Below are 21,577 nucleotides of genomic sequence, written 5' to 3'. Positions count from 1 at the left end.
CTAGACCTCCAACGGGTTGGTGGGCCAGGTCCAGGTTTGGACGGTGGTGCGTTTGGCTTCGATGGGCTTGATGGTGCGGACGGCTTTGCCCATGCGCAGGTAGTTCACGAGCACGCCGTCATCGAGGTCGATGGGCAGGTTGCGGGTGGCGAGCGGGTAGAGGACGTCGCGCTCGTAGTCGGCGCATTCCTTGATGACCGTGCGCAGCTTCTCGCCCTTGCGTACTTCGGACGGCTTGGCGGATGACATTAGCGCTTCGGACTGGGCGTTGAGCTTGCCGGCGAACTCGCGCAGGTACTTGAGCACATTGTTCGTTGTCGCCGGCGTGTACCGGTGCAGGTAGACGAGCGCCTTGAACGCTCCCTTGTTGTCGGTGCGGCTGGAGTACATCCAGTAGATCGGCCGGTTCTTGTACATCCTCACATGGTCGTCATAGAAATCATTGGCGAAGTACTTGCGCAGCGGCTTGCCGAGCACCTGCTCGATGTACGCGATGTTCGCGTTGAGATACTCCTCACCGCAGGCGACGGCGAGGAACCGACGGAAACGGGTCACGATATCGTCCTCGAACCATTCGTCGTCGGTGATGGGGATGACGTTGTCCGCGTCCGGCTCGAACGAGGGGTTCGGCACCTGCGTGTGATAGTCGTCGAGCGTTTCGCCTTGGGAGGCGAGGATGAGACCCGGCTTGTCGAGCGAATACCGCCCGAACATGCAACCGACCGCGTAGGAGATGATTTCTTTGACGATGTCCCGAGTCATCAGTTCGTCGCGTTCGGCGGGCGTGTTCTTCGGGTATGCGAACGCCGGATTGCGCTTCAACGAGACGCGTTCGATAGGCACATCGCACGGCACCTCGTCGCGCACGCCATACGCGTCCGCCACCAGCTCGTTGTTCCGAATCTCACGTTGGCGCTGCTCCTCGGCGATGCGCTTGCACCTCTCGATGTATGCCGGAACTCTCTCGGAGAGCGGGACATTTTGGCCCCCGCTGGCGGGGGCTGTCAGCGAAGCTGACTGGGGGTGGTCAGTACCGGCCCCCAGCACTTCCAACCCCGCAAAATCCCACGAGGTCTCATATGAATCCCAGTCAACCTTAGAAACTGAAACTAAATAGCGAACAACATCCTCATCCATAGTTCCAATTTGCAAGAACGGCAGACGAGCGATTTGCCCAACTTCAAAATGCAGTGTCGGAGCTATCGCATGAAGCATAGCCATGGCTGTAGAAGAGTTGCACAGAGCAATCATGTTCTGGAGTTTTTTTTCTACCGCAAAAATAGATGGTGCTGTGTCGGAGAAAAGAAACCCCTTTGGAGCCATTCTGAAGGCCGCCTGGCCAGAACTGATACGCGACCAAAAGAAAGAAGGATGAAAATAATACTGTGGATTGCGAATAACAGAGCGAGGTCTGAGATCATACAACTCTTGTCCATCATTCTCCCAATTGATAATGAGTTCCTGATTCCCATACCACTTGCGGAAATCACCACCATTGAGATGAGGAAACCAACGTCTGCCATTCGTAGCAGCTTCCTCATGTGATGCGCAATCAAACGAACTGCGCGACTGGGCGACCTCCCACCATTCGCGGATGAAGCGCTCATTACTGCCGGTTTGCAATCCCACTCGCGGCTTTGCTACTTCCTCCAACGGCTTACCCATCGTGAACGTCTTGCGCATGGCATCGGATAGCCAATACACAATCGGCGAGCCGGGAATCTGGGCGAAATCCTGCTGGTCGACGGTGAACGTCAGCTCTTTGGCTCCCGCTGGCGGGAGCTGTCGAGCGTCAGCGAGACTGAGGGTGGTCGTGTCTCCTGATTGACCACCCTCAGTCTCGCCAAGGCCGGACAGCTCCCGCCAGCGGGAGCGAAGAAGCGTGGCACACATATGGGCTTGATTATCATCGCCTTGCACATCCACCAGACGTAGATACGTGCCCTTGCCGTTGCTCCGCCCGTTGCGGATGGTGAACGCGGTGGTGGAGACGACTTCGCCGCCGATACTGTCGAAAGCGCCAGCGCCAAGATGTGCCATCGTCTCGATACTGTCCTTCGTGAGCAGGCTCTTGCGTAGGTTCTCGAACGAGGAGAGGAACATCCAGCTTTGCATCGTGATCATGCCGAGCAGGGCGTTCGGCCGGATAAGTTGCAGGTTACGCAGGATGAACGCAGCGAACAGGTCCGATTTGCCGTCCTTGTAGTGATCGGTCACGTACTTCTTGAGGTCGGCACCCATGTTCGAGGAGCCCATGTACGGCGGGTTGGCGACGACCGCGGCGTACTTGCGGGCGAGGTAGCGGGTTTGGGTGAGGACGGTGTGGGAGCGTTCCTCAAGGTCCGGGGCGAGCAGCATGGGTTGACCACCCTCAGACTCGCTGTGCTCGTCAGCTTCCGCCAGTGGGAGCAACGACGTCAATTCTTTCGGCGGCTGGATCAGGGAGCCGTAGACGTTGGCGTGCTCGTAGGTGTTCCAGGTGTCGGCGTCGAGGTTCACATGGTAGAGCTCATTGAGATTATCAATGTCGGTATCGCTGAATTGCTCCGGCGTGATGCGCTGGATGTTGGGCTGGACCTGACGTCCCTTGCGGAAGAAGCGACGGTAGCGGCCGCGCGCCTTCATCGTCAGGGCGAAGGCGGCAAGATTCGCCGCACGCTCGTCGATCTCCAAGCCGAAGAGGTTGTGCTGCAGAATCAATCCCGGAATCTCGTTGGCGGAGTAGCCGGCCTCGTCGTAGATGTCGTACAGCAGGTCGAACGCATAAGTGAGCATGTGGCCGGAGCCGCAGGCGGGATCGCAGACGGTGAGCTCTTCGGGGGTGGTGATGTTCAGCGTTCCTTCTGGCTGATCGTTGTGGCCACCCCCAGTCACACTGCGCGTGACAGCCCCCGCCAGCGGGGGCGTGACGCTCCCCCACCCGGCTTCGCCGGGAGCCCCCTCCACCGAGGGAGCCGAGGTCGTGCCGGCCGAAGGGGCGGGATTCCGCTCCGCTGAGGCCGTGTTGGCCGTTTTGACAGGATTCCCTTCCGCTGAGGCCGTGCCGGCCGAGGTGGCGGGATTCCCTTCCGCTGAGGCCGTGCCGGCCGAGGTGGCGGGAATGTAGTAGGCCCAGTTCTTCCAGAGCTGGGATTCGGGGTGGCTTTGCGTCCACAGGCGGCCCACCGTGTTCTGCACCAGGTACTGCACGATCCAGTCGGGGGTGAACAGCTGCGTGGCGGCGGGGATTTCGGCGGCGCCGGCCTTCTTCGACTTCTTGAAGCCGGCCATGACCTCGTCCTTGCGTTCGGCGATGTAGAACTGGTAGAGCCAGCCGATGATCTCCACATTGCCCCGGCCCTCGTCGCCCACGCAGTCGGCCACGGTCATCACCTCGACCGCCTTGCGCAGCATCGAATCGGAGGCGAGCAGGTCTGCGGGCATGAGGATCTCATCAGCCGCGCCGGCGTCATCGAACATGAACGGCAGATACCGGTGCCAGTAGTCGCAGTACGCACGCAGCAGCAGGCCGTACGCCTCGCCCTGCGGATCGTTGCTCTGCCTCGTGCCGTCCAACAGCGCGACGATGGTCGGCAGCACCTTTTTGGCGGCGCCGACTCCGGAGAACACGTCCTCGTCGAACTCGCCGCGCCTGGCCGCCGAGAGCACGGCCGGCAGCGCATTCGCGTTGTCCGCATCGTCGCCCGACACCACATGCAGGCTCGTGAAGTCGTTCGCATCCATGTACCGCAAGGCGACGATCCTGTTGAACCACCGGTAGGCGTGACGTTCCGCCGTCTTCGCGCGGCCCTGCTCGCCGCCGCCGTTCTTGTTGATTTCTTCCTCAAGCTTCTTGAACGCCGTCGGATTGTCCACGCGCGCCGCCGACTCCGGCTCCATCGCCGCATCCAGCCGCGCCCGCACCGCCTTCATCAGCTCCACGCGCGCCTGCGCCGCAAACGACTGCAACTTGTTCGTGTTCATGCTCACCGATCCTCTCCATCGTCAAGCAGCCAATCCAACGCATACACCTGCTTGATGCCCGCGTGGGAAACCGGACGTTCATCGTCCAGTGTAATCAGCGTCTTCGGATAATTATCGCGCACCGCGTTCAGCGACGACAACTCGCGCTCCAACGTCCACGGATCATGCACTGACTCGCTCACCTGATAGTAGCGCGGTCCGTCAGCGCCATTAGTGATGAAATCAATCTCGCCGCCCGCACCCTGGCCGATGAACACATCACCTTCCCTGCGCATCAGCTCAAGGAACACCACGTTCTCCAACAACCGACCGGTATCCCGCACCTTGTTGGAACACAACATACGCCGCAAGCCCAGATCCACTGCGTAGTATTTGCGCTCCTGCCGCAGGGCACGCTTGCCTTTGATATCAAACCGTTGCACCGGGTAGAAGATGAATGCCGCAGCCAAGCCCTCGAGATAGCTGGACACGGTGGGCGGCGATATTTTGGAGCCCATGGAGGTCATGCCATCCGCAATGGATTTAGGGTTCACGAGATTGGCAACATTGTCGAAGAGATAACGGGTCACCGTCTCCAACGCGGCGATGTTGGAGACTCCCAGCCGCGCGGCGACATCCTTAAACAACACGGTGTTGAGGATGCCCTCGAGATAATCATGCAGCATCGTCTCATCACCGGAGAACCCCACTGTTGCCGGGAGCGCTCCGTCGTGCAGATACTCCGACCACGCACGCTGCATGGTCAACCCTTCGCCGGATCGCGCACCCCAGTATTCGGCGAACGACAACGGCGTCATGGAAATCTCCACATACCTGCCGGATATCAGCGTCGCCAACGTGCCTGACAGCAGCATGGCGTTCGACCCGGTGATGTACAAGTCGACGTCTCCCCTAGCCTGCAGGTTGTCGAGCGTCTTCTGGAAGTCCGGCACGTTCTGTATCTCGTCGATCAGCACATAGCGTCGCCCTGGCGCAGTGCCACAGCGTCGGAGAATCTCCTCATGCAGGCGGTGGTATTCGAGGAACGGTTCGTTCTCCAGCAGCTCGAGGTTGATATGCACAATGGATTCAGGCGCGACCCCGTAGCGTTCGACCAGTCGACGCTTCCACAGCAGCATCAGTGTGGACTTGCCACAACGTCGTACGCCGGTGATGACCTTGACCACGTCATGGTCTTTCCACGCATCAAGTTTGCGCAGGTATTGCGGCCGGTCAATCATCAGCATCACCCCTTAATGAAAACGTGTTTTACATACTATCAGTTTTCGTGTGGATTTAAAATGCATTTTAAATCCACACGAAAACTGGCTTAAAGTAAAATGCGTTTCCCTTCCTTGAAGGCGGCGATGAGCTTGTGCCGGTACTCGCCGAGGAACTCGTCCACATCGCCCTCCGTGCGCAGCAGCGGCTTGGTGTTCATCTTCACTGCTGATCTTCGCCCTCATTTTCGATAACGTTTGTGTTGCCAACGGGACTGTCTCGGTAAGTGTGTAGCAACTGGCGTCTTCGCGTCACTCTGCTCGGGCGTGCACGGTGACGCGGATGCGAAACCCCAGTGTTTGCAAGGGGTTTCAGCGGTGCATCACTGTGCTCGGGCGAGCAGAGTGACGCGAAGACCATTTACACACTTTCCGGGACAGGTCCTATTGTCCAGGCAGGTGAACACGTCAGTGGACTGAGACGGAATCGAGGAATCCGTGATGGTGTTACCATGTGGGGCACGTGGAAAGGCGTACGTGTCGGCGTGAAAAAGACCCATGGACAAGTCGCCACCATCTTCCCCGACATTAATCAACCGAGACAAATACGACGTAAGAAAAGGAGCAAGTGATGTTCGACGCCGACAAGGTGCGGAAAATCATCGCCGAGCGGAATGAGACCGACAACGAATGGGATGACCGTCTCGAACAATGCTGGGACGACTTGGCCAATGTGCTGGCTGAGGATATCCCTGGCACCATCCATTTCTTGCTGCATGATTGCACAGATAATGAACTGTCAGTGATCAGTGAGGTCATGGATCAACTGATTGCGGCGACTCAAAGCGTTCCACTCATCAAGGCATACCGGACGGCTATTGTTCTTCACCCGAAGGAAGCCGAGCGTTTTTATCTTGACCGTAATCTCGATTCAGATATCGACATGCTGGCTGACGAATCGGAGGCCCGGCGTCTGATCCTATGGCGACCGACCGCGGAAGAAATCGAACGGCTTCGCCATCTTCAGGAGTAATGTCAGTTTTCGTGTGGATTTAAAATGCGTTTTAAATCCACACGAAAACTGGCTTAAAGTAAAATGCGTTTTCCTTCCTTGATGGCGGCGATGAGCTTGTGCCGGTACTCGCCGAGGAACTCGTCCACATCGCCCTCCGTGCGCAGCAGCGGCTTGGTGCGCGGCGGTGTGACGCGGATGGTACGTTCCACAGGCTTCGGCTGCGTCTGCTTCGCCTCTGCCTGCTCGGACTCGGTTTGCATCACGACATCGGATGCCGTTCGCTCCGCGGACGGGCTCTGCGAGTCCCGCGGCTCCGGCGACTGCTTCGATTCGTCGTGCACGCCATCCGGCGCCTGAGGTTCCGGCTGTTCTCTGGCCGCATCCAACTGGTTGAGCAAATCCGGCAGGTTGTCGCTCACGTCGTCCGCGGTCTGGCGGATGTCGGCGATGTATTTCGCGGTCGTGATCTTCGCTGCCGCATCATCCAGCGTGTGCAGGGCATGACGGCGGGCGTCCTCGCGGGCGTCGCGGTATGAGTCGAAACCGGTGAGCGATTCGCGCACGCCGTCGACGGTCGACGTCGCCCGTGCGCGTTCGGCGTCCACCAGTTCGCCGAGATGCTGCCGGAGTTCGGCCAGACGTGTTTTGAACAGGTTGACCTTGCTGTTCTGATACAGTTGCGGATCGTCAGCGATGGCGAGCACTTCGTCTCGTTCATGCTGCAGTCCGGCCGAGGCGAGCGTGAAATTCGAATCGTTGGCCTTGACCCATTCCAGACCGTCGGCCAACACGGTGCGCTGGACGCCGTTGAGCACCTTGCGGATCGGGTCGATCACCAGCTCCTTGTCGTCCAGCAGATCATCCGCATTGTCATCCGCGTCGTCGGAGGGGAACTCGTCCAGAATCCACGATGCCGATCGCGCAGCCACGGCACGCAGCCTCTCGAGCGGCCGGTCAAGCTGGCCGACGAACACGAACCGGCTGTTGGCGGCCTGAAGATTCTCGACCGCCCGGACCTCGGCGAGCAGCCCCTCCTTGATGGCCCGCGCCATGTCCTCGGCGTCGGCCGGCAGTCTGCCGCCGGCCAGTCCAAGATAGTCGTTCGCGAACTCGCGCAGCTTCCTGATCTTGACGGCGTTGTAGCGCTTCGGAATCTCCACACGCATGCCGTCGATCTTCTTCTGATTGGTCAGATACCGGACCACATCGGTGCGCGGGATCCGGTTGCCGTCGATGGTCAGACGAATACGCTCGGCGCCGTACAGGTAGCACAGGCAGGCGAGCGTGTCCGCCAGAGGCCAGCCGTACGGTTCGCTGTCGTAATGCGCGATGACGTCCTTCACCGTCGGCACGAGGTTGCGCCGGCTCTGCCCGGCAGCATAGTCGTACACGTCCTGAGCGGGAAGCTCAAGCAGGTTCCTCACGGACTCCGTGCCCTTAAGTGCGCCTTCCGGTGCGGCCGCGTCGGCGAGCACGCCGGGAAGGTCCTTTTCGGTGTACGTCAGGTCCTCCACCAGCCGGAAGTTGGTGTACAGGCGGCCGATGAGCGTCTGCATCGCCTCGGCGATGATCGCCGGCACGCTCTCGCGCGCCTTCATGTTCAACGTGGAGCCGTTGTAGACGATGGCCGCCTCGCACATCGCCTTGGCGACCGTGACCTTCAACTCGTGGTCCATGACCTCCAGGTCCCTGCGCTTCGAGTCGAGGATGTGTCGGCGCGAACCCTGATCGTTGATGTGCAGCTGCAGATACTTTTTGGTACGTTCGGCCATCGCCAGGTCACGCATGAACGTGGAGCTGTCGTTGTCGAGGATCACGCGCAGCACGCTGCGTTCGCCGGCCGAACGCAGGATCTTGTCCTCCAACGGCGCCCCGTCCATCGGGGTGACGATGTGCAGCGTCAGCGGATAGGACTTGCCCTGAGCCAGGTTGTCGATGGTCAGCCCGTACCGGAACTTCGCCTTCTGGCGTCCCCGGCCGTACTCCACGATCGGCTGGTCGAGGATGTCGCCGCTGACGATTTTGCCCAGCCGGTCGCGGATCTGCCGGTCCTCGATGTCGACGTTCTTGATCTCGTTCTCGACGATCTGCTCGTCGTTCGTCAGATATTCGTACACGTCGCCGGTGCGGTGCACGTAATCCTGCCGCTCCAGCACGTCCAGCGTCTCCTGGATGCGACGCTCAAGACCGGGCAGGTTCTCGCCGAACCCGCCGAGGACGAGAATGCGCAGGTTGCGCACGTTCGCCTTGAACTTGTCGACCTGCTTGACCAGCAGCAGCGCCTTGAGCAGCGGCAGCGCGAGCTTCTGCGTATCAGGGTCGAGCTCGCGTTCCGCTTCGAGGATGCGATGGTTCACCGAGCTTTGGATCGTGCCGGCGATGCCGTCATACAGGGCGCTGAACGGAATCAGGCTGCCCGTCGCGTCGGCCTTGTGCTCCACGAGTGCGCTGCTGATCGTGGACAGCAGCGAACGTTCGCCCACCGAACGATGCTGGCCCTCGAAGAACCGTGCGCTGCTCATGCCGCGCATCGCCTCCTGGAAGAGCGTGAACTGGTAGTTCACGAACGGGTAGGTGGCGGTGAAATCCTCGCGCGTGCCGAACTTGTTGTTGCTGTACTGCCGTCCGGTGCCGTCGCCTTGGAACGTGAACAGGGCGTCAAGCTCGTCATGGTGCGCTTGCCACAGCGCTTCGGCCGCCGCCTCGCCCTGCGTGTTCTTGGTGAGCAGACGCTTCTGGATGACCTCGATGGCGTCGGCGCTGGACAGTTTCAGGTTGATGGCGAACCGGCCTTTGATCTTCGTGAAATCAAGGCCTTGGCTGGCCGTGCGGTCGCCGATGACCGCGTCGATGTCCTCCTGCGAGGTGACGATCACCCATACGCGGCCGTTGGTGCGCGAGAACAGCTCCTCCGTCACGGTCTGCAGGTTGAGCATGAGATCCGTGCTGGAACCGATGAACTGGCCGACCTCGTCCACGAGGAAAATGAGACGACGGCCCGCCTCCTGATGCTGCAGCCAGTCGTTCACGTCGTCGGCGAAATCGGCGATGGTCGGATTGTACTGCTTCTGGTAATCCTTGAGGATGTCCTTCACCTCACCGCCGGTGGCCGCGGCGAACGCCTTGTCGATCTTGGCTCCGGAGAACGCCGCCTGCGTGCGGCCCTTTGACCACGGTTTGCCGGCGATCTGCTCGAACTGCCGCTCGAACTCGCCAAGGCAGCCGTTGGCGTCAAGGTCGCGCTCCATTTTCGCCACATACCGGTTGGCGCCGTAATAGCCGCGAGCCTCGTCGAACACGCGGATGAACGCGTCCATGAGCACGGTCTTGCTGCCCTTCTGCGCCTTGCTGTCGATGTTGAACAGCACCGACGTGGCGGGAATGCGCAGATTCGACTCCAGCAGCCCCTCAAGCTCATGGTTGCCGGCGTCGCGGGCCTTGGCCCTCATCACGTCGACGACCTGCGCACGGCTCGGCAGGTCGACGCCCGGCGAGACGAACGAGCCTGGGATGTCGCCCAGGATATGCGAAAGGATCTTGAGCAGGTGGGACTTACCCGAGCCGAAGAAGCCGGAGATCCACACGCCGTTCGTATAGTCGGCGGACGGGTCGTTGTACGTGTCCAGGAACCGTTCGAGATTCGCCTGTATCTCGTTGGTCAGCACATACTCATCCACCTCGTCGGCGAGGTTGCTGTCGTCGCTGGCCTTGATGACCCCATCGATCTTGTCGTCGATGTTCCTGACGAAGATGTCCCTGAGCTGCAGTTCCTCGCTCATTCGCTGGCCTCCTCCTCGAGCGCGGTGTTCAGACTGAACGCGCGATAATAATTGTCCGATTCAAGCCGGTCGAACAGGCGCATCACCGATACGGTGGACGCCGTCTTCTCATAGGTCCCCGGGAAGAACACGATCACGGGCGTATGCTCGTCGACGACCTCCTGCACGCAGTTGAGCAGCGCGTGCGCGCGGATGTACGGATACACCTGCCCCACGCCGGTCAGGAACACGAGATCGGCCTCGCGGTCTGCCTTCGCCTCCAGATAGCGGCTTCTGAGCGCATCCCTCAGGTCGTCGTTGTCAGGGCCGAGCATGCCGGCGAGCGCCTGGTAGAAGTCGTCCTCCTGCAGCGTGGGCCATGGGTGGTCGCCGGGGTCGCCGCTGGTGTCGGTGTCGGCTTCGCTGGCGTCGCCGTGCATGTCGGGTTCCTGTTCGATGGCGGTGTCGAAGACGTCGTTGGCTTTCATGATCGATACGGCCAGTTCGTACAGGTTGATGACCAGTATGGCGGGGGCGGAGTCGTCGGCGTCGACGGGGGTCATGCCCTGCAGGCGGTTGGCGAGGGCTGAGATGCGGCGTTCGACTTCGGGCTCCTTCTGTGGCGGGTATGCGTAGATGTAGTTCGCCGGTTCGCCGCCGGTGTCTTCGCCGTTGCGGAAGCGTCTGGACCGCATGATGCCGAACAGTCCGTCGAAGTCCTGCTCGATATTGGGCGACCGTCGACGTGCGGTGTTGCCGAATGTCATCGTCTTCGCGTCTCCTCTCGACGTGCGTGGTGCAGCGTGCTTGTTGCGGCTTGCGTGTGTCTGGTGTGCCGTGTCAGTGTTCCCGGATCGGGAAGTACCGGAACGATTCGGGTCTGTCTTCCAAGATACCAGTCACAGCCGCGCTCAGGAGGGATGGCTGCAGCATGTTGCCGTCCTTCTCGACCAGGCCGGCCTCGAACATGGCCTTGAACAGGTTCGAGCGGAGCTTTGCGGCCGTGGCCGTGCTCAGCGTCTCGAGTTCGGGATGCCACATCGCTTTTGCGAGCATGAACCGGTCGTAGTCCTCATAGGTGACGGTCGGCTGTCCCAGCAGGTAGCGGTCGCGCAGCACTTCGTCGGCGAACTCGCCCACGATGGCGTAGTAGCGGCACATCGCCACCCACATCAGCGCCTGACGGTCCGCCGCCGGGGTGTCGCGGTCGGCCAGATGACGCAGTTCCGTTCCGGTGAGCGCGCTCAGGCGTTTGAGCACTTCGCTCACCATGCGTGAGTTCGCCGCCTGCGTGCGGATGGCAAGCACGTTCTCGTCGATGGCCTGCCTGCGGACGTGTACGGCACGTTCCCCCAGTTCGGTTGCTGGCGTGATGCCCTCGGCGAGGTCCGAGTCCTGCATGATCAGCGTGGCGATGCTGTGCCCTTGGGGTGCGAGCAGTCCGCCGACCGTGAACGACAGTCGGTAGCGCTGATCGCTTTGCATCGTCTCGGTACCGTACGACCCGGCCATGGTCACTCCTCGCGCTGGCTTGCTGTGTTGGAACAGGTCACAGTATACGTCGGCAGCGGTATGCGGGCCGTATTCACCGCAACGGCATGTCCGGCGGGGATGGGCGTCGCACCTATGGTAGGCTCGGCGTAACGACGGCGGCGAGGATGCCGTCGTCCCGACCGAATGGAGGACCCTATGACCGACGCTTCAGTCTTCGACCAGTATCCGCTCGACCAGTGGAAGGACCCGTCCCATCGCATCATGGACCGTTTCTCGCTGGCCGGCAAGAAGGGCTTCGTCACCGGCGGCGCGGGCGGCTTGGGCCGCAACGTGGCGGCCGCTTGGGCGGAGGCGGGCGCCGACGTGGCGATCGTCGACCTGCCGCGCACCAAGGAGACGCTCGAGCCGCTCGCCGCCGAGCTCGCGGAACGCTACGGCGTGAAGGTCGTGCCGCTGTACTGTGACGTGTCCGACCGCGCTCAGGTCGACGCGTTGAAGACATCGCTCGTGGACTCGCTCGGCACCGTGGCCGTCGCGTTCATCAACGCCGGCGTGAACGTGCCCGGCGACGATGCGGACGAACCGTACGAGGTATGGCAGAAGACCATCGACATCAACCTGACGGGCGCGTACCTGACCGCGCGGATCGCACAGCACATCATGCGCGAGCACGGGCATGGCGGCTCGCTCGTGTTCACGTCGTCGCTGTCCGCGCACAACGCGAACTTCATCGCCGGCGGTCCCTCGCCGGTCGCCGCCTATGGTGCCTCGAAGGCCGGCATCTACGAGTATGCGCGGTATCTTGCGGCCGCGCTGGCGCCGTACGGCATCCGCTCGAACGCGATCTCGCCCGGCTACGTGTGGTCCGGGATCTTCGAGGGGCGCATCGTGCCCGAGGCGCACGACATGATGACCGCGCCCGTGCCGATGCGCCGGTTCGGCACCAACGAGGAGATCGCCTCCGCCGTGCTGTTCCTCGCCAGCGACGCCTCCTCGTACGTCACCGGTACCAATCTTCAGGTGGACGGCGGGTATTCCGTGTACTAGGCCGCGGCTTGTTTGCGGAGCGGGATGGGCAGACCGATTTCACGTCCGTTTCCGACCAGGCTGCCACCTCTCTTGGTCGGAAACGGACGCAAATCCGCTCAATAGCGTCCGTTTTCGACAAGCCCGCCACCTCTCATAGTCGGAAACGGACGCAAACCAGCCGAATTGTGTCCGTTTCCCACCAGTTCGCCATCCCTTGTAGTTGAAAACGGACGAAACCGATCCCACGAACGGGTCTGTGCCGCCAAATTCTCCGGCCCGATCGGCAGGGCCCTTACTTCGCGCGGGTATGATGACACCAATCCGACGGATAGCAGGATACTGCTGACGTTCAACTCCCCTGCCGGCTGATGCCGCCTTTGTGTCCGGTCGCCTTGAACGGCTGTGCGCGGCGCGTCGACGAACCAGCCGCCCTGCGCACATCCGAGTTGTTTCCGCCGTTCCGTTCGCGCCCCGCGTGGTCGTCTGCGCCAGCCGGCATGCCCCTGACCGTCATGTTCTTGGCCTGAAGCGCCTTCAGCCATCGTTCGTCCATATCGTTCACCTCACCGGAAAAGCCCTGGGCTCCCCCCATCAAAAACCGTGCGATCAATCCCGCCCTGTCAGTCGGCTGCGTGGACGCGGCCGCCGTCCTCGCTGCGGTATCCGAAGTTCATGGTCTCGCTGTTGTACGCCACCAGACCTCGGCCGGTCGCCGGCAGCACGATCATGCCACCGTCGCCGTGGTGGGCGGCGACCTCGTCCAGTGTAGCCACGGCGGCATCATGGACCGTCTCGCCGGCGAATCGCACCCGGTCCGAGACCTGATGTGCTGCGACCGCTTTGATGAACGCCTCGCCGATACCCGTGCACGAGACCGCCACCGTGCGCCGGTCGGCGAACGTGCCGCATCCCGGCAGCGGCGAATCGCCGACCCGCCCATGCATCTGATTGGTGATGCCACCGGTGGAGGTGCCTGCCGCGATCGCGCCGGTGATATCCCTCGCCACCGCTCCGATGGTGCCGTGCTTCTCCCAATCGTCGCCGTCGCGTTGCGCTTCGGCATGGGAGCGCCGCCGCCGTTCGGTGATGAAATACTCGTTGGGCTCCGTCGTGAGACCCCAGTCGGCAATCTCGTCCGCGGTGGGTTCCGCAAACAGCACATGCTTGGTCTTGTCCTTGACGGCGAGCGCCGCGTCGATCGGGTTCCTCACCGTGCTCAGTCCGGCGACCGCGCCGACCTCCCCGTCCCCGGTCATCAGGCAGGCGTCCATCTGCGCGATGCCGTCGCTGGTGAGCGCGGCGCCACGGCCGGCGTTGAACTCCGGCGCATCCTCCATGATGTGGATCGCGGCGATCACCGCGTCCTGCGCGTTGGCACCGGATTCGAGCAGCGCGTATCCGGCATCCAATGCACGTTGCAGGTCAGCCTGTGTCTGCTTTCGTGATTCCGGTGTGGCATGGCGGCTCCGGTTGCCGGCTCCGGCATGGATGATTAGTGTGATACCGTTTTCGCTGCCCGCGGATTCCAAGGTGACCGACGACGACATGGCTCCTCCTCAGATTCGACTTCCCGTATTCGGCGGGAACTGCAATCAATCGGCGGCAAGGACTGGCTCTTCCGCCTGCAATCGTATCGTATCGAATCAGGCCAGCTGCGGATCGGCGAAACGCCGGTTGCGCAGGACCGGCAGCACTTCGCGTGCGTGATCGAGTGACCCGCGACTCAGCTTGGCTGTAATCATCATGCTGCCGTCGTCGCCGGCTTCGGCGATCGTCTCGCCCAGCGGGTCGATGATGCGGCTGCAGCCGATGTTGCGTACGCTCACCTCGCTGCAGGCGAGCAAATAGCAGATGTTCTCCAACGCGCGGGCGGCGGTCAGCAGTTTCCAATGGTCTTCTTTGCGTGCGCCGCGCACCCATGCGGCGCTGACCGCGATCGCGTCGGCGCCGCGCACTGCCAGGGAGCGCGCCGTCTCGGGGAATCGCACGTCGTAGCAGGTCATCACGCCGATGCGCCATCCGTCGATATCCACGATGGGCGGCAGTTCGTCGCCGGGGCGGACCACGGCGGACTCGCGTGCGGCGAACGCGTCGTACAGGTGCAGCTTGCGGTAGGACGCCACGATGCCGCCGTCGCGCACGACGAGGAACATGTTGGACACGCGATGATCCGCAGCGCCTTCCTCCGGAGTGACATGCACCGTGCCCATCAAGGTGATGTGCCGGTCCGCGCTGATCCGCCGCAGCCCCGTCACGAACGAGCCGTCCAGCGGCTGCGCATGGGCGGCGGCGAACCCGTCATCATCGCCGTCCCGTGCGATCAGCCCCTCCGGCAGCACGAGCAGTTTCGCGCCGCGTGCCATCGCGTCCCGTGCGAACGAGTCGATCAGTTCCAGATTGTGTTCCGGCTGGCGCGCGACCGTGAACTGTGCGATTGAGACGGGCAGACTATCAAGGCTCATGACGGGCTCCCTTCGACTATCTGCAGCGGCAATCCCCTGCGTACTCTGTACCCCGTCATTGACCGAGATCTGACTGAACGAGTGAAACCGATTCAGCCGTCAAAGAACCATCTTCAGCCAGAAGAGGCGTATCCAATACGGCCTTGATTGAAGCTGCGGTAGAAGCCGCAGCGGCGATGGTCCGCTTGTTCTCCTGTGTGAATGCGGAGTAGTCGGTTCCCTCCTCGCTGATGATGCGTTCCATCTTGAACACCAGCGGCAAGAACCGGGCATCCAACCGTGCCAGAAGCGCATGGAACATGGAGCTGTTCCTGCGGATGGCAATGCACTGGTCGATGCCAGCCAGCATCTCTTCGCAATACTTGCTGACCTCGGCGGACTGCGTTTTCGCCTCTTCGAGATTCTTGCCGCCTTTGGCTCCGACGATGATGCCCATGACCAACAAGGCAGGCCCTGCAACAAGGCCGCCCAGCACCGCTGCGCCGCCAGCCATGCCCATGCCTCCTGCGGCCAATGAGCCTCCTCCGAAGAATGCCAACGTGGCGTTCGTTGCAGCCGCACCGCTCAATGCACTGATGGCCGTGCCAGTGGAAGCCACTGCGAACGTGGAAGCCGCACTGTACGCGCCGAAGGCTGCGAGAGCTCCGCTGGCGACACCTGTTATGCCGCCTTCCATCAGCGAGGATGCGATGCCGCTCATGGTCTTGAGCTCGTCGAACGACGCCTTATCAATGCGTAACCGTTCCAACTCATCAAGGCCTTCGGATGCGGTGAAGTCCACGTTTTTCAGCTGCTCGAACGAGTGCAGGAACCGTTGCATGCTGCCGTCAAGTATGAACAGCTTCTCCTTGCCGAGGGCATTCAGCGATTCGGAGCACTGTTCACGCATTTGTTCAAGTCGGTTGGCGGCCCATCGGATGCGTTCACTGGAATTGGTGTTCAGCTTATTCGCCTTGCTTTGGTCAAGACCACCTTTGGCGGCCATGCCTACGCCAGCGGCACCGCTCACGGCAGCCAAACCCATAAACAGGGGTACAACAAAGATTGGCATGATGATATTCCTTTACCTGAAGAAAGTCTTTCTACCGTTTCCCGCCAAATAATCCGCCGACGAATCCTTTGACCGCATTCGCCGCATTATCGGCCTGCTTTTTCGCTTCCTGCGCGACGTTGCCCGCTTGTTTGCGCAACTCATTCCCTACTGGAGCCACCGCATTGCCTACAGCGTCCGTTGCGGACTTCATGGCATTCCCGGCCTGATTCAACACAGGAGTGTTGTCAATAGCATGTTTAACCGAGTCTGTGGCACCTTGCACCACATGTTGGACTTGGTCGACCACTGGAGCCGTCACTCTGCCGACGTTGTCCTTTGCCATATCAAACACGTCTTGTTGAGGGGCGACCGCTGCGGGAATGGGCGGAACCATCTCATCGGCGACCAACTGTGTGGAGGCACGTTGAATAACCGCCAGCCGGTCTTCAAGTTGAGCCACGATGGGTTTCACTTCCGAATACGGCCGATCGGTGGATGTGATCCAGGCGAGTTCCTCCTTCACTGAATGAGCGGAACGCATGAGATGTTCCATTTCCGGATACAGAGATCGGTCCTTGATGACCGTTCTCGCGATGTGCCTGATCAGCTTTCGTTCGGAGTCATCATAGTTACCGTCTGCAAAAGCCGTCGCGAGCATGTCCCAGAGCAGCAAGCGAGAAGCGACGCCGTTCTCCGGGTTCTGCGCATGATGGGATACCGCTTCGTCGACGCCTTCGACGATTACGTCGTAACGGTCTGCCTCGTTTGGATATGATCGAAGTCGGTCTTCGCACGAATCAATCACCTGCTGCCGGTAATCGCGGAAATGCTTGCCATCCAGTTCTTCGCCGATATGGTCGAACAATTCCAGTTCGTCATCGCTGACGGTTCCATCCACGGACATCAGATAGTAGAACGCCTTCAAAGCGCCTTTGCGTTGGATGCTTGTCATTGCGTATCCTGCTCCTTTCTACAGAATGAAAGCGTCATCGGAGTCCATCAGGTCATCGAACTCCTGCTGTGTACGGAATTGTGGCCGGTATCCCATCGTTTCCTGAATCAGGGCATTGCCAGCCAGATATCCATTGACATCGTTGGCGACAATCGCCTGATCCATGGTTTCGAAACCCGCATTGAAAGCTTCGGCCTTGTCTGCGAGATACGCATCCACGGTCTTGTTCATCTCGATGCGATATTGCCGTATCAGTTCCACCGCTTCGGCGCATTCACGCTCGACGCGGATGCGCTCTTCCTTGGCCATTTCGTACTCGTTCAAGGCCGTAGACAATTCCTCATATACCGACACCGCTGCGGTATATCCGATGGTGCTGCCCACCATGCCTGCGGCAACTGCGACCAAGCCGGTAGCTCCGACGGCGGAAATGGCAGACATGGCGACAGCCGTTCCCATAAGCGCTCCGAGCTGTCCAAGACCCTGCTGACCCATCTGTTCTACACATTGCGCACCGGTGATTTCCCCTCGGCAATATCGGGTAATCGCCTTGGAAACGTCCATGGTGGTGGAAACCAGCGTCGAAGCCACATTCGTTTTGGACAGGCTGCGCATGTATCCGCTTGACGCATTCTGCATGGCGCCCTTGATCGCGGTTCCGGAGAAAGCGGTCGCATAGCTGAATGCCGCTGCCATAGCCGCATCCTTACCAACATTCTTGGCGGCTTCGGCAGGTTTGATGGTGCCTTTGATACAACCGACAAGATTGCGAACCAGTGACGTGCCGCCACCGATCAGCGCGCCGGTTTTGGCCTGTTGCACACCGGCCTTATGCGCCAGTTTTGCCACATCCTTTGCCACCATGAGTTTGGGATGCAGACGCGCTTCGATAGCTTCGTCTTTGGTCAATCCGCTTTTGCGCAGGCTCTTCTTAATGCTCCGCAACGTGTCGATCTCCTGACGAACCTTATCGGAAGATCCATCGGCAAGCAGGCCCTCATCCAGCTTATGCTGCAGCTTGTTGATCTGCGCATCGATGCTGTCGGGGCCATCGCCCATCAATACGTCGTAGTAATCATCAGGGATGTCCATGCGAACATTCCCATCACGATACTTCTTGTATGTATCGCTTTTCAACGCCGTAAGCAGTTCCTTGGCACTGTCGCCGACAAATTTCATCTGCGCCTGAGAGCCGGATATCATATCGCCGAATTCGTCGAACGAGACGACATCAACAAGCTGATCGTTGGCGACATCGAATCGTTTGAATCGTTCGCCTTTGCCGTCGATGATGTTCTTGGCATTCTTACGTGCCACCGATTCGATCTCAGCACTGAATCCGGCCTGCTGTTTGATGTTTTGCTTGACGAAGTCAGGATGCACCTGCTGTCCGGCAACGGTCTTGAGACTCCGGGCGAGTTGCTCTCCGGTTTCATTGTCGACTCCGGAATACGATACCAGATGCTCCTTCGCGGCGGCGCCGAATCGCTGCACGGTCTCAGCAGCAGCGCCTTCAAGTGCAACGCCCAAAACATGACGGCGCTGTTCCTCATACTCGTTCTGAACGTTTTCCATCCGTGTGTCCTTGCCGTCAGTCATCACATGCTTCTCCCGATACGGGCATTCCGCAGTCGCATGGTCTCACACCGCGTAGGCGGCCCAGCGGCCGTGCGTGTGCTGGACTTCGATGGGCATGCCGAACAGGTCGGAGAGGCGCTCGTCGGTCAGGCCGTCCTCGAGCGGACCCGAATACACGATGGTGCCGGCGCCGGGGTTGCCCATCGAGTCGACGCCCTCATCGGTGGCGTCCTCGGCGGGGATCGGCTTGCGGCCCATGATGGCGATGTGGTCGAATCCGGCCGGAATCTCCTCAAGACGGTGCGTGACGAGCACGACGGCACGGTTCGAATCCTCTTCGCCAATGCGGCTGAGCGTGCGCATCACCTGTTCGCGGCCGCCCAGATCAAGGCCGGTGGTCGGCTCGTCCATGATGAGCAGCTCGGGGTCGCCCATGAGCGCGCGGGCGATGAGCACGCGCGTACGTTCGCCCTCCGAGAGCCGCCACATCTGCTTGCCTTCCAGATAGCTCACCCGGAAGTCGCGCAGCAGCTGGCGGGCGCGGGCGTACTCCTCGTCCGTGTACGTGTCCTGCCAGCGGCCGGTCACCGCAGACAGTCCGGTGACCACGGCGTCGAGCGGATCCTCGAAGTCCGGGAACTGCCGGCCCAGGTCGGCGGAGGCGAGGCCGATGCGCGTGCGCAGCTTGAACACGTCGTATTTGCCAAGCTGATGGCCGAGGATGAACACGCGGCCCTCGGACGGGAACGTGCGCGTGGCGAGCATGCCCACGGCCGTCGACTTGCCGATGCCGTTCGGCCCGAACAGCACCCAGCGTTCGCCCGCGTTGATCGTCAGGTTCACGTCGGTGATGATGACGCGGCGGTTGCGGCGGAACTCGACGTTGTCGAGCTTGAGTACTTCGGTCATGTGCTGCTCCTTTGCGGTGCGGGCTGTTCGGATATCAGTATGGCACAGCGGGTGTCTTGCGCGGGCGATCCACCCACGCAAGACACCCGCTGTGCCGGAAACACCCGTGCGAGGCGGCGATGCGCTACTTGCGCTCGTCGAGCACGGACTGGTAGACCTTGACGGTCTCGTCGGCGATGGACTCCCAGCTGAACACGTCGCGGGCGCGCTCGTAGCCGGCCTGTCCCATCTTCTTGCGCAGCTCCGGGTCGGCCATGATCTTGTTGATCGCGTCGGCCATGTCGTGCACGAACTTGTCCGGGTCGGTCGGGGTGCCGGTGCCGTCGTGCAGCTGATCGATCGGGACCAGGAAGCCGGTCTCGCCGTCGACGACGACCTCGGGGATGCCGCCGGTGGCGGACGCGACGACCGGCAGGCCGCAAGCCATGGCCTCGAGGTTCACGATGCCCAGCGGCTCGTAGATGCTCGGGCAGATGAACGCGTCGCAGCCGTGTTCGAGGGCGCTCAGCTCGTTCTTCGGCAGCATCTCCTCGATCCAGATGATGTTGCCGCGCTTCTTGTCGAGTTCGGCGAACGCGTTCTTGACCTCCTCCATGATCTCCGGGGTGTCGGGCGCGCCGGCGCACAGGACGATCTGCACGCCCGGGTCCACGAAGTGCAGCGCCTTGAGCAGGTACGGCAGACCCTTCTGACGGGTGATGCGGCCCACGAACAGCAGGGTCGGCTTGCTGCGGTCGATGTGGTAGCGGTCGAACACGCCCCAGCCCGGATCGTCGTCCGCCGGGGTGGCGAACTCGGACATGGTGATGCCGTTGTACACGACTACGACCTTGTTCGGGTCGAGGTCCGGGTAGGCGGTGAGGATGTCGTTGCGCATGCCCTTGGAGACTGCGATCACGCGGTCGGCGTGCTCGTAGGCGTCCTTCTCGGCCCAGGAGCTCAGGTTGTAGCCGCCGCCCAGCTGTTCGCGCTTCCACGGGCGGAACGGCTCGAGGCTGTGCGCGGTGATGACCAGCGGCGTGCCGTGTAGCATCTTCGCGAGGTAGCCGGCGAGGCACGCGTACCAGGTGTGCGCGTGGATAATGTCCGCGTCGACGTCGTTGGCGATCTGCAGGTCGACGCCGAAGGTCTTGAGCGCCGGGTTCGCGTCCTTGAGTTCGGCGGGTGTGCCGTAGCCGACGACCTTGAGGCTGCCCTTGGCTTCGGCGGCGTTGGGGATCTCCGGCACGTCGGCCGGTTCGCGCGGTCCGTCGAACGCGCGGACGGTCACGTCGATTCTCTCGGCGAGCACCTTGGACAGCTGCTCCGCGTGGACGCCGGCACCACCGTAGACGTGCGGCGGGTACTCTCGGGTAAGGATATCGACCTTCATCGTTGAACTCCTTGAATCGTGGGATAATCCATTATCAACTGTACGACACGATGGCATGAAAAACGCACAACCGTCTTGTTTTCTTTTTGACGGTTGTGCGTGAATTCATGTGATGTTCGCCATGGGGATGGATTGCGTATGGCGGGTGGCGCTCCCCCAGTCTTCGCTACGCTCAGCCAGCCCCCTCCACCGAGGGGGCCGAGGTACGGGCCAGCCAACTACGGGCGCCAGCCTGCTTTAATGATGGGCTGAGCGAGAGAGCGATCGTCACACGGCGGTGCCGTTGGCGTCCAGGTTCGGGTTGTTCTTGTAGTTGCCGGCGGTGAAGAACAGGCTGACCACGCCGACGATGAACACGGCGGAGACGGTGATGATTACCCACATCGGCAGGTTCGGCACCCACATCACCACGAAGAAGCCGATGATCGACAGCGCGATCAGCGTCCAGCTGAACACGCGGAACCACTGGCGCACCGAGTGCGGCGCCTTGAACGCCTTCGGGTCACGGTAGTTCGGGTTCGACTCGAACACGGATGCCGGCTCGTCGGACACGGTCCGGGCGCTCGGCTTCCACTCGCCGCCATCGCCCAGTCCCTCCTGGATGCGGCGGGACTTCTCCTGCAGCGCGTACTCGTCGATGATGCCGGTTCGCGCACGGCCGTTGGTGTGGTCGTACTGCGAGGGAATCCCCCGACGCTGGTCTCTTGCTGCTTTGCGACGTTCGGCACGGTTGGGCATCGTTACTTCTCCTGCTCGTTTGCGGATAACACTGACTCAGTACTGTACTCCATGCCGTGCCATTGCGTGCCGCGC

Annotated in this window: 16 protein-coding genes; 2 read left to right on the top strand and 14 right to left on the bottom strand. The window is 61.2% G+C overall.

Annotated elements, in window-relative coordinates; all coding sequences use genetic code 11:
- Both pglX and F7D09_RS01355 read right to left on the bottom strand, forming a co-directional pair.
- Entirely contained in the window at positions 1–3,963 is a 3,963-nt protein-coding gene (gene pglX, locus F7D09_RS01365; RefSeq protein WP_376863341.1) for a BREX-1 system adenine-specific DNA-methyltransferase PglX, read from the bottom strand.
- 2 nt (positions 3,964–3,965) lie between these two features.
- Positions 3,966–5,189, bottom strand: a complete 1,224-nt coding sequence (locus tag F7D09_RS01355; RefSeq protein WP_152233648.1) for an ATP-binding protein — start codon at positions 5,187–5,189, stop codon at positions 3,966–3,968.
- A 604-nt stretch (positions 5,190–5,793) separates the two neighbouring features.
- Between F7D09_RS01355 and F7D09_RS01350 the strand changes: the two genes are divergently transcribed.
- A complete protein-coding gene (locus tag F7D09_RS01350) occupies positions 5,794–6,195 on the top strand; it encodes a hypothetical protein (protein ID WP_152233647.1) in 402 nt (133 codons plus the stop codon).
- Between the two features lie 53 nt (positions 6,196–6,248).
- Here the strand turns inward: F7D09_RS01350 and brxC are convergent, their stop codons facing one another.
- The 3 genes from brxC to F7D09_RS01335 all read right to left on the bottom strand — a co-directional run bounded on the left by brxC (position 6,249) and on the right by F7D09_RS01335 (position 11,420).
- Positions 6,249–9,956, bottom strand: coding sequence for a BREX system P-loop protein BrxC (gene brxC, locus F7D09_RS01345; protein WP_152233646.1), 3,708 nt, complete (start codon positions 9,954–9,956; stop codon positions 6,249–6,251).
- Positions 9,953–10,702 (bottom strand): DUF1788 domain-containing protein, encoded by a 750-nt coding sequence (locus F7D09_RS01340; RefSeq protein WP_152233645.1) that lies wholly within the window; start codon positions 10,700–10,702, stop codon positions 9,953–9,955. Before F7D09_RS01340 ends, brxC begins: the two co-directional genes overlap by 4 nt.
- A gap of 73 nt (positions 10,703–10,775) precedes the next feature.
- Positions 10,776–11,420, bottom strand: a complete 645-nt coding sequence (locus tag F7D09_RS01335) for a DUF1819 family protein (protein WP_226835823.1) — start codon at positions 11,418–11,420, stop codon at positions 10,776–10,778.
- Between the two features lie 204 nt (positions 11,421–11,624).
- On the opposite strand from F7D09_RS01335, the gene F7D09_RS01330 reads away from it, so the two are divergent.
- On the top strand, positions 11,625–12,476 hold the full coding sequence (locus F7D09_RS01330; protein ID WP_226835821.1) for an SDR family NAD(P)-dependent oxidoreductase: 852 nt from the start codon (positions 11,625–11,627) through the stop codon (positions 12,474–12,476).
- A 331-nt stretch (positions 12,477–12,807) separates the two neighbouring features.
- Here the strand turns inward: F7D09_RS01330 and F7D09_RS01325 are convergent, their stop codons facing one another.
- The 9 genes from F7D09_RS01325 to F7D09_RS01285 form a co-directional block, all read right to left on the bottom strand.
- Positions 12,808–13,011 carry a hypothetical protein gene (locus F7D09_RS01325; RefSeq protein WP_152233642.1) on the bottom strand — a complete coding sequence of 68 codons (204 nt, stop codon included), beginning with the start codon at positions 13,009–13,011 and terminating at the stop codon, positions 12,808–12,810.
- A 67-nt stretch (positions 13,012–13,078) separates the two neighbouring features.
- Positions 13,079–14,005, bottom strand: coding sequence for an isoaspartyl peptidase/L-asparaginase family protein (locus F7D09_RS01320; RefSeq protein ID WP_152233641.1), 927 nt, complete (start codon positions 14,003–14,005; stop codon positions 13,079–13,081).
- 96 nt (positions 14,006–14,101) lie between these two features.
- Positions 14,102–14,920, bottom strand: coding sequence for a nitrilase-related carbon-nitrogen hydrolase (locus tag F7D09_RS01315; protein ID WP_152233640.1), 819 nt, complete (start codon positions 14,918–14,920; stop codon positions 14,102–14,104).
- 55 nt (positions 14,921–14,975) lie between these two features.
- Positions 14,976–15,971, bottom strand: coding sequence for a hypothetical protein (locus F7D09_RS01310; protein WP_152233639.1), 996 nt, complete (start codon positions 15,969–15,971; stop codon positions 14,976–14,978).
- A 31-nt stretch (positions 15,972–16,002) separates the two neighbouring features.
- Positions 16,003–16,905, bottom strand: coding sequence for a tellurite resistance TerB family protein (locus F7D09_RS01305; protein WP_152233638.1), 903 nt, complete (start codon positions 16,903–16,905; stop codon positions 16,003–16,005).
- A gap of 18 nt (positions 16,906–16,923) precedes the next feature.
- Complete coding sequence (locus F7D09_RS01300; RefSeq protein ID WP_152233637.1) at positions 16,924–18,504, bottom strand: hypothetical protein; 1,581 nt, start codon at positions 18,502–18,504, stop codon at positions 16,924–16,926.
- 42 nt (positions 18,505–18,546) lie between these two features.
- A complete protein-coding gene (locus F7D09_RS01295; protein ID WP_152233636.1) occupies positions 18,547–19,392 on the bottom strand; it encodes an ABC transporter ATP-binding protein in 846 nt (281 codons plus the stop codon).
- Positions 19,393–19,516: 124 nt separating this feature from the next.
- A complete protein-coding gene (gene glgA, locus F7D09_RS01290; RefSeq protein WP_152233635.1) occupies positions 19,517–20,764 on the bottom strand; it encodes a glycogen synthase in 1,248 nt (415 codons plus the stop codon).
- Between the two features lie 267 nt (positions 20,765–21,031).
- Positions 21,032–21,502 carry a triose-phosphate transporter family protein gene (locus F7D09_RS01285; RefSeq protein ID WP_152233634.1) on the bottom strand — a complete coding sequence of 157 codons (471 nt, stop codon included), beginning with the start codon at positions 21,500–21,502 and terminating at the stop codon, positions 21,032–21,034.
- Positions 21,503–21,577: the final 75 nt, after the last annotated feature.

This window comes from Bifidobacterium leontopitheci (assembly GCF_009193355.1).
Taxonomy (GTDB): domain Bacteria; phylum Actinomycetota; class Actinomycetes; order Actinomycetales; family Bifidobacteriaceae; genus Bifidobacterium; species Bifidobacterium leontopitheci.
Note: the sequence above shows the minus strand (reverse complement) of the source record. Positions and strands in the feature narration are given on the sequence as shown.

Coding starts and splice junctions, on each gene's coding strand:
- F7D09_RS01350 (WP_152233647.1), top strand. CDS start 5,794: ATGTTCGACGCCGACAAGGTGCGGAAAATCATCGCCGAGCGGAATGAG.
- F7D09_RS01340 (WP_152233645.1), bottom strand. CDS start 10,702: ATGACATTCGGCAACACCGCACGTCGACGGTCGCCCAATATCGAGCAG.
- F7D09_RS01295 (WP_152233636.1), bottom strand. CDS start 19,392: ATGACCGAAGTACTCAAGCTCGACAACGTCGAGTTCCGCCGCAACCGC.
- glgA (WP_152233635.1), bottom strand. CDS start 20,764: ATGAAGGTCGATATCCTTACCCGAGAGTACCCGCCGCACGTCTACGGT.
- F7D09_RS01335 (WP_226835823.1), bottom strand. CDS start 11,420: ATGCAAAGCGATCAGCGCTACCGACTGTCGTTCACGGTCGGCGGACTG.
- F7D09_RS01310 (WP_152233639.1), bottom strand. CDS start 15,971: ATGCCAATCTTTGTTGTACCCCTGTTTATGGGTTTGGCTGCCGTGAGC.
- pglX (WP_376863341.1), bottom strand. CDS start 3,963: ATGAACACGAACAAGTTGCAGTCGTTTGCGGCGCAGGCGCGCGTGGAG.
- F7D09_RS01285 (WP_152233634.1), bottom strand. CDS start 21,502: ATGCCCAACCGTGCCGAACGTCGCAAAGCAGCAAGAGACCAGCGTCGG.
- F7D09_RS01305 (WP_152233638.1), bottom strand. CDS start 16,905: ATGACAAGCATCCAACGCAAAGGCGCTTTGAAGGCGTTCTACTATCTG.
- F7D09_RS01300 (WP_152233637.1), bottom strand. CDS start 18,504: ATGACTGACGGCAAGGACACACGGATGGAAAACGTTCAGAACGAGTAT.
- F7D09_RS01330 (WP_226835821.1), top strand. CDS start 11,625: ATGACCGACGCTTCAGTCTTCGACCAGTATCCGCTCGACCAGTGGAAG.
- brxC (WP_152233646.1), bottom strand. CDS start 9,956: ATGAGCGAGGAACTGCAGCTCAGGGACATCTTCGTCAGGAACATCGAC.
- F7D09_RS01320 (WP_152233641.1), bottom strand. CDS start 14,005: ATGTCGTCGTCGGTCACCTTGGAATCCGCGGGCAGCGAAAACGGTATC.
- F7D09_RS01355 (WP_152233648.1), bottom strand. CDS start 5,189: ATGCTGATGATTGACCGGCCGCAATACCTGCGCAAACTTGATGCGTGG.
- F7D09_RS01315 (WP_152233640.1), bottom strand. CDS start 14,920: ATGAGCCTTGATAGTCTGCCCGTCTCAATCGCACAGTTCACGGTCGCG.
- F7D09_RS01325 (WP_152233642.1), bottom strand. CDS start 13,011: ATGGACGAACGATGGCTGAAGGCGCTTCAGGCCAAGAACATGACGGTC.